The sequence below is a fragment of the Massilia sp. YIM B02443 genome, from assembly GCF_030411955.1.
GTDB lineage: Bacteria > Pseudomonadota > Gammaproteobacteria > Burkholderiales > Burkholderiaceae_D > Telluria.
The window spans coordinates 1-6,287 of record NZ_JASNRA010000054.1; the positions used below are offsets into that span (position 1 = coordinate 1).

4 protein-coding genes are annotated in these 6,287 nt (G+C 66.9%); 1 reads left to right on the forward strand and 3 read right to left on the reverse strand.

Annotation, left to right across the window (positions count from 1 at the left end):
• The first annotated feature begins 408 nt into the window (after positions 1 to 408).
• Entirely contained in the window at positions 409 to 2,448 is a 2,040-nt protein-coding gene (locus QPK27_RS24985) for a TonB-dependent receptor family protein (RefSeq protein ID WP_374047121.1), read from the forward strand.
• On the opposite strand, the gene QPK27_RS24990 is transcribed toward QPK27_RS24985, so the two are convergent.
• The 3 genes from QPK27_RS24990 to QPK27_RS25000 all read right to left on the reverse strand — a co-directional run bounded on the left by QPK27_RS24990 (position 2,423) and on the right by QPK27_RS25000 (position 6,059).
• Positions 2,423 to 3,934, reverse strand: a complete 1,512-nt coding sequence (locus QPK27_RS24990) for a DUF3482 domain-containing protein (RefSeq protein WP_290420858.1) — start codon at positions 3,932 to 3,934, stop codon at positions 2,423 to 2,425. The two genes, QPK27_RS24985 and QPK27_RS24990, sit on opposite strands and share 26 nt — an antisense overlap.
• Positions 3,931 to 5,424, reverse strand: coding sequence for a DUF2868 domain-containing protein (locus tag QPK27_RS24995; RefSeq protein WP_290420859.1), 1,494 nt, complete (start codon positions 5,422 to 5,424; stop codon positions 3,931 to 3,933). The genes QPK27_RS24990 and QPK27_RS24995 overlap by 4 nt, the downstream gene beginning before the upstream one ends.
• 146 nt (positions 5,425 to 5,570) lie before the next feature.
• A complete protein-coding gene (locus QPK27_RS25000; protein WP_290420860.1) occupies positions 5,571 to 6,059 on the reverse strand; it encodes a hypothetical protein in 489 nt (162 codons plus the stop codon).
• Positions 6,060 to 6,287: the final 228 nt, after the last annotated feature.

Below are 6,287 nucleotides of genomic sequence, written 5' to 3' on the forward strand. Positions count from 1 at the left end.
GAATGAGATTATGCAGTGTTTCGCGATCTTCGTCAACCCCTCATTTGCTTCAGCTTAGATTTCTCTATCAACCTTGCTAACGTAACCACTTGATTCCGTTAACATTTTTCGGTTGCTGCCGAAGCGGAGGCGAACTATAGCAAACCTCGCGGCAGTTCCGCAAGCCCCAGTTCGCGCAGATTCGTCATAGTTCCGCTTAACTTCCTAATAACAAGAATAGTTGCAGTGCGCGTGCCCCCACCCATTGCGCGGTATATTCCTTGGCTGTCTGGCAAGACGATTATCCTCTTGCCCTTGCTACATACCTCTGGAGAAATGATGAGTCACCCCGTTTTGCGCCGCACCGCGATTGCCGCGGTTTGCGCATGCTGGCCGCTAGCGGCCGTCGCCGCCGAAGCACGCGATGAAGTGCGCGACCCCATGCATACCGTGGTGGTGAGCGGCACCCGCGCCGAACACACCAGCTTCGACCTGCCCACTTCGGTCGACGTGGTCGATGCGGCCCAGATCGCCGACACCCAGCTGCGCGTAAACGCGTCCGAAGCCCTGGTGGCGGTGCCCGGCGTCGTGGTGCGCAACCGCGAAAACTACGCGCAAGACTTGCAGATCTCTTCGCGCGGCTTCGGCACCCGCTCCGCCTTCGGCGTGCGCGGCGTGCGCCTGGTCGCCGACGGGATCCCGGCCACCATGCCCGACGGCCAGGGCCAGGCCGCGACTTTCAATCTCGACCTCGCCGAACGCATCGAAGTGCTGCGCGGCCCCTTCTCCGCCTTATATGGCAACCACTCCGGCGGCGTGGTCCAGCTGTTCACGCGCGAACCGAAAGGCGCGCCGGCGATCGAATCGAGCTTCGCGGCCGGCAGCTACGGCCAGCGCAAGCTGGACGTCAACGCCAGCGGCAAGACCGGCGGCATCGGCTACCTGCTCGACGCTTCGCGCTTCGACACCGACGGCTACCGCGACCACAGCGCCGCCCGGCGCGACCAGGCCTACGCCAAACTGGTGGTCGAACCGTCGTCTTCCAGCCGCCTCGTGATCACCGCCAGCGGCCTGCGCCAGGACGACACCCAGGATCCGCTCGGCGTCACCTGGGCCACTTACCAGCGCGACCCGCGCGCCGGCGAGATCGACAGCACCGACACGCAGACGCCGCAACGCACGCTGGCCGAGCGCTACGATACGCGCAAGAGCATCGACCACCAGCAGTTCGGCGCCACCTGGGAAAGCCGCTTCGGCCCGGACCGGCTGCAGGTCACGGCCTACGGCGGTAACCGCCGCGTGATCCAGTACCAGTCGTTCTCGCGCGGGTTTCAGGCCCCCAGTAGCCACTCGGGCGGTGTGATCGATTTCGACCGCGACTTCTACGGTATCGACGCCAACTGGCGCGCTGTGCGCGACATCGCCGGCGGCACCCTGCGCACCACGGCCGGCCTCGAACTGGCGCGCTCGAATGATGCGCGCCAGGGCTTCGAGAACTTTGTCGGCACGACCTTCGGGGTGAAGGGCAACCTGCGCCGCGACGAACAGAACGAAGTGACCAGCGTCGACCCATACGTGCAGCTGGAATGGGAACGCGGCCAATGGGTGATCAGCGGCGGCCTGCGTCACAGCCGCGTCGACTTCGACGTGCGCGACCGCTACCTGTCCAATGGCGACGACAGCGGCAGCGCCGAGTTCCGCCACACTACGCCGCTGGTCGGCGTGCTGTATAAAATCTCGCCGACGCTGAATGTCTACGCCAGCGCCGCACGCGGCTTCGAAACGCCGACCATGAACGAGTCGTTCTATTCGGGCACCGGCGGCGGCTTCAACTTCGCGCTGAACCCGGCCATCGGCACCCACCTCGAAGCAGGCGTGAAGGCGATGGTCGCCAACGGCGTGCGCATCAACGCGGCGCTGTTCCAGGTGAAAACCGACGACGAGCTGGTGGTGGACGCTTCCAACGGCGGGCGCACCAGCTACCGCAACGCCAGCGCGACGCTGCGCCAGGGCGGCGAGCTGTCGGTGGACGCGGAACTGGGCGGCGGCTGGAATGCGCGCCTGGCCCTGAGCATGCTGCACGCGATCTACGACGAAGGCTTCGGCGCGGTGCCGGAAGGCAGCCGCCTGCCGGGCGTGCCGAAATCGAGCCTGTACGGCGAGTTCGGATGGCGCGAAGCGGCCGGCCGCTATGGCGCGGCGCTGGAGACGGTCGCCAACAGCCGCGTGTATGCGGAAGACGCCAACACTGCCACGCCGGCGCCGGGCTACGCCATCGTCAACGCGCGCGTGCAGGCCAGCCAGCAGCTGGGCGCCTGGCGCCTGCGCCAGTTCGCGCGCGTGAACAACCTGTTCGACCGCGACTACGTCGGCTCGGTGATCGTCGGCGACACCAACCGCCGCTTCTACGAAGCGGCCCCTGGCCGCAACTGGATCCTGGGCGTCAGCGCCCAGTACCAGTTCCAGTAACCGGCCCGGCAGCCGGCGCGACCTGCGCGTCCGGCAGCGCGACGTCCGGATACAGCCGCCGCAAGGTGGCCGTCACCACCGGCGTCAATGCCGCGTCGACCATGTTGGTGGCCGCGCCCAGGTCCGGCGCGGCGCGCACCGCCTGCCACAGGCGCGGCTGGTCGATACCGCTTGCAGCGAGCGCCGCCTCGACTTCGGCCTGCCAGAACGGCGGCGCCTCGCTCTCCACGTAATTGCCGCGTCCCCGGCCGAAGTGCGCCACCGCCAGGTAGCGCAGGACCGCGCCCGTGAACAGCGACTGCATGAAGGGATCGGCGAACTTCACGCTGGCGCGATTGCGATCCGTGCCCTGGTTGAAACCCCAGGCCGCGCCGGCCGCCGTGATGCCGCCCGCGATCGCGCCCAGCAGCGCGCCGGCGCCGAGCGTCAAGCCACCGGCCATCATGTCGGCCGACAGCCCGGTCGCGGCCCCCGACACCACCGCGCCGAGCAGGCCGGCCTGGGCCCGGTCCACCGGCGCACGCACGGCAAAGTTCTCGCGCACGCGCGCATTCACCGCGGTCGCCTTGCCGGGATCGATGCGGTACAGCGACAGCATGCGCGCGGTCGCGTGGTTGGTGCCGTCGTTCAGGCGCGCCACCAGCGCCGCCATCGCCAGCTCCTGGCGCCGTTCCTCGTCCTTGCCGATGCCGACCGCCTTCAGTGCGCTGCGCAGCATGCCGGGCTTTTCTTCGCCCAGCGCTTCGCTGTCGCGCGCACTGGCCGCCAGCAGTTCGGCGCTCATGCGCAGCGCGCTGGCGTAGCGTTCGCGGTTGCGTTCGGACCAGGCGCCGAGCAGGCGCGCATACGCCGGCTGCTTCTCCGGCGCGACCAGATGCGTCATCGCTTCGTAGAACACGTGCTCGTGCACCCAGCAGCGCGCGAACGCGTCCAGCGGCAGCACCTCTTTCACCACCGGGTACTGCGCCAGGTGCTGCTTCCAGCGTTGCGGTTCGCTCTGCTCTTCACCCGCCGGACGCGGTGGTCCGATCTGGTTGAGCAGCACGACCACCGGCTTGCCGAGCCACTCGAGGATCTTCATCTCGGGAGGCAGGTAGCCGGCGTCCTGCGGCGACTCGGACGAATTGACCAGGTACAGCACCACGTCGGCTTCATCGCGTGCGGCGCGCAGCGCATTCTGGCTGAGCCAGAACGGCCGGTCGCGATAGCGGTCGAATACCTCGCGCAGGAACCAGCCGATCGGATTGCCGGCCATAGACAAGCGCTTGAGCAGGCGCACCGAGTCGCCGAAGCCGGGCGTATCCCACAGCACCAGGCGGTCGCCTTCGAGCGTCTCGAGCAGCGGGTAACCCTCCGAGATCTGGGTGACGTGGGCGGCGTCGCGCACTTCGCCGACGTCCATCCCGACCAGGGTGCGCGCCAGCGTGGTCTTGCCGTTGTTGGTGTGCGAGACCAGCGCGAACTGGATCTTGGCCGGCGCGCTCATCGCAGCTCCGGCAGGGCCAGGCCGGCGCCCAGTTCAAGCGCGTGCTTGTCCGGCTGCAGCAGATTGACGGCGTGGCTCGATACGCCATGGAAGCCGCAGAACTGGCGCCACAGGGCGATGCGCTCGGCCACACGGACGTCCAGGCCCGCCTGGTCGCCACCGCGCTCGACCAGCGGCGACTCGTCCAGCAGCACGGCGACGCCGCGCGGCACGCGCTTGGCCAGGTAATCGAGCAATGCACCGTGGTTTTCCTTTTCCGGCGTGGCGGCAAGGCTGAACAGGACGGCCGTGACGGTGACACCGGCTTCGTTCAGGGCCGTGTCGCGCAGCGCGTCCTTCGGCTCCACGCCGTAGGCGACGGCGGGCAGTAGCTGGACCCGTGCCTGACCGCCCAATGCGGCCGCAGCGATTGCCCACAGACCTCGGTCGCGCGGTTCGTCGAGCGTGTAGCTGTAGGGGATCACGCGCAGCACGGCCGGGGTGCCGGCGCCGACGCTATCGGCCAGCTTGCGGTAATACGGCTGGTCGAGGTCGATCGGGAAGTTGCGCTTCAGGCGGCGCGCCTTGAATCCAGCGACTGTCGCCAGCAGCAGGCGCGGCACGATCACCAGCAGCAGCAGGGTCGCGCCATACAGATGCACCCAGCGCTCGCCGCCGGCAACCGTCGGCAGTGCAGCGCCGGTGCCCGTGCCGAATCGCAGCTGCTCGATCTCGCCCAGCGAGAATCCTTGCAGAAACGGGAACACGGTCTGCGCCGGCGTGAACAGCGTCGAGAGCAGCGCGTGCACCTGCTGCGCATCGAGGAAGGTACTCTCCCAGCCGGTGACGTACTGCGTCAGCAGGCCGCGCGCATACAGCGAGGCGACGGCGCCGAGCGCGAAGCCGGCGGCGGCCAGGTGGAAGGTGCGGCTCAGACGCGCGCGCGTCAATGGTTCGCTCATCGCCGACCAGCTGGCGAGGTAATGCGCAATGCCATCGGCCAGCGGCGCGGGCAGCTTGCGCGGCAGCGCGGCCTTGCCGGTGCTCAGGCGCTGCAGTAGCGGCGTGCCCTTGCGCTTGCGGGCGGCGGGCACGATGGCCCAGACCAGCAAGCCGAGATAGACCAGCAGATTCCAGCCGATGATGCCGAGCAGGGGTGCCGACAGCAGGTCGACCCGGTGCGGATCGGCGATGCGGTCGAGCGCGGCGCCGAACACGAAGGCGAGGAACGGCAGTGCGAGCCAGATACCTTTCAGGCCGGGCGCACTTTTATAAAAGGCGCCGAAGGCCGGCGTGCGCTCGCCGAGACGCTTGAGAATCAGCTCGGCGCGCTGCTGCAAAAAATGATGCTGGTTCGCCGCTACGTGGGCGTCGGCCGCCTGCCATGCGGCCAGCTCGCGCGCGCTGCGGGTGGCGTACTTGCGGTCGTCGTCGCTCAGCACCGTGTGGCCGACGTCGGCGGTCTCGATGGCGCGCACCAGCACGACGTTGCGTGCGACCTGTTCGTTCATGCTGCTCCTGTGATTCAAATGGCAATATTGTCGTCTTATTGTGCACCAGATTTGCCGGGCAGTCAGTGAAGTAGCGTTCACTGGCGGGGCAGGGACAATAAAAAAACCCGGGCAGTGCCCGGGTCAGTCGATGACTTCGCTGCGTGTTAGCGATTGCGCTTGCTGCCGGAATCGGACGACGGTTCGTCAGGACTTCCCTGCCGCTGCCGGTTGGCCGAGCCGACGCCGGTCTGGCGCGCATTGTCGGGGCCGCTAGCCGACTGCTGCGAACCCGCGTGCTGGTATTGTTCCATGCCATTGCCGGATTGCTGTTTCTGGCCCAGCCGATCCTGCTCACCGCGCGCCTGCATGCGCTGCGCCTGTTGGCGCGCGCTCCAGCCGCCTGTCTGCGACCCGGCGCCGGCGCGTTGTCCGCGACCGGTGGTTTCCGACTGCATCGAGCCGGTGAACGCTTTTGGGAACGGCGTGTCAAACCCGCCGGGCATCACGTAGCCCGGCGCCCTGCTCTGCAGGCTGCCTTCGGCGACGGTGAGCGTTTTCGGTTTTGCGATACCACGGGCGCGGTTGTCACCGCCTTTGACCTTCTCTTTCGACTTCATGCGATCCTCCGATTGCTGAACCAGAGATTCGATCATGCGCGCATGGGGTCAGCGGCTGTATAGGAGAAGTAGTCGGTGCGCTGTAGGATTAGCCCGACCAATTCTTTGAACTGATTATTGGTTCGAAAGATGAGCATGTCGGCAGCAGAGCTGCCAACCTACCGTGTGCACTTATCAAACGACAAAACGCAAAAAAGCCCGCTCAGATCACTGAGCGGGCTTTTTCTTATAACTAGCCTGACGATAACCTACTTTCACACTGGT

What these genes read in the sequence shown, in the direction of transcription:
- QPK27_RS24995 (WP_290420859.1), bottom strand. Translation starts at nt 5,424, where the DNA reads ATGAACGAACAGGTCGCACGCAACGTCGTGCTGGTGCGCGCCATCGAG.
- QPK27_RS25000 (WP_290420860.1), bottom strand. Translation starts at nt 6,059, where the DNA reads ATGATCGAATCTCTGGTTCAGCAATCGGAGGATCGCATGAAGTCGAAA.
- QPK27_RS24990 (WP_290420858.1), bottom strand. Translation starts at nt 3,934, where the DNA reads ATGAGCGCGCCGGCCAAGATCCAGTTCGCGCTGGTCTCGCACACCAAC.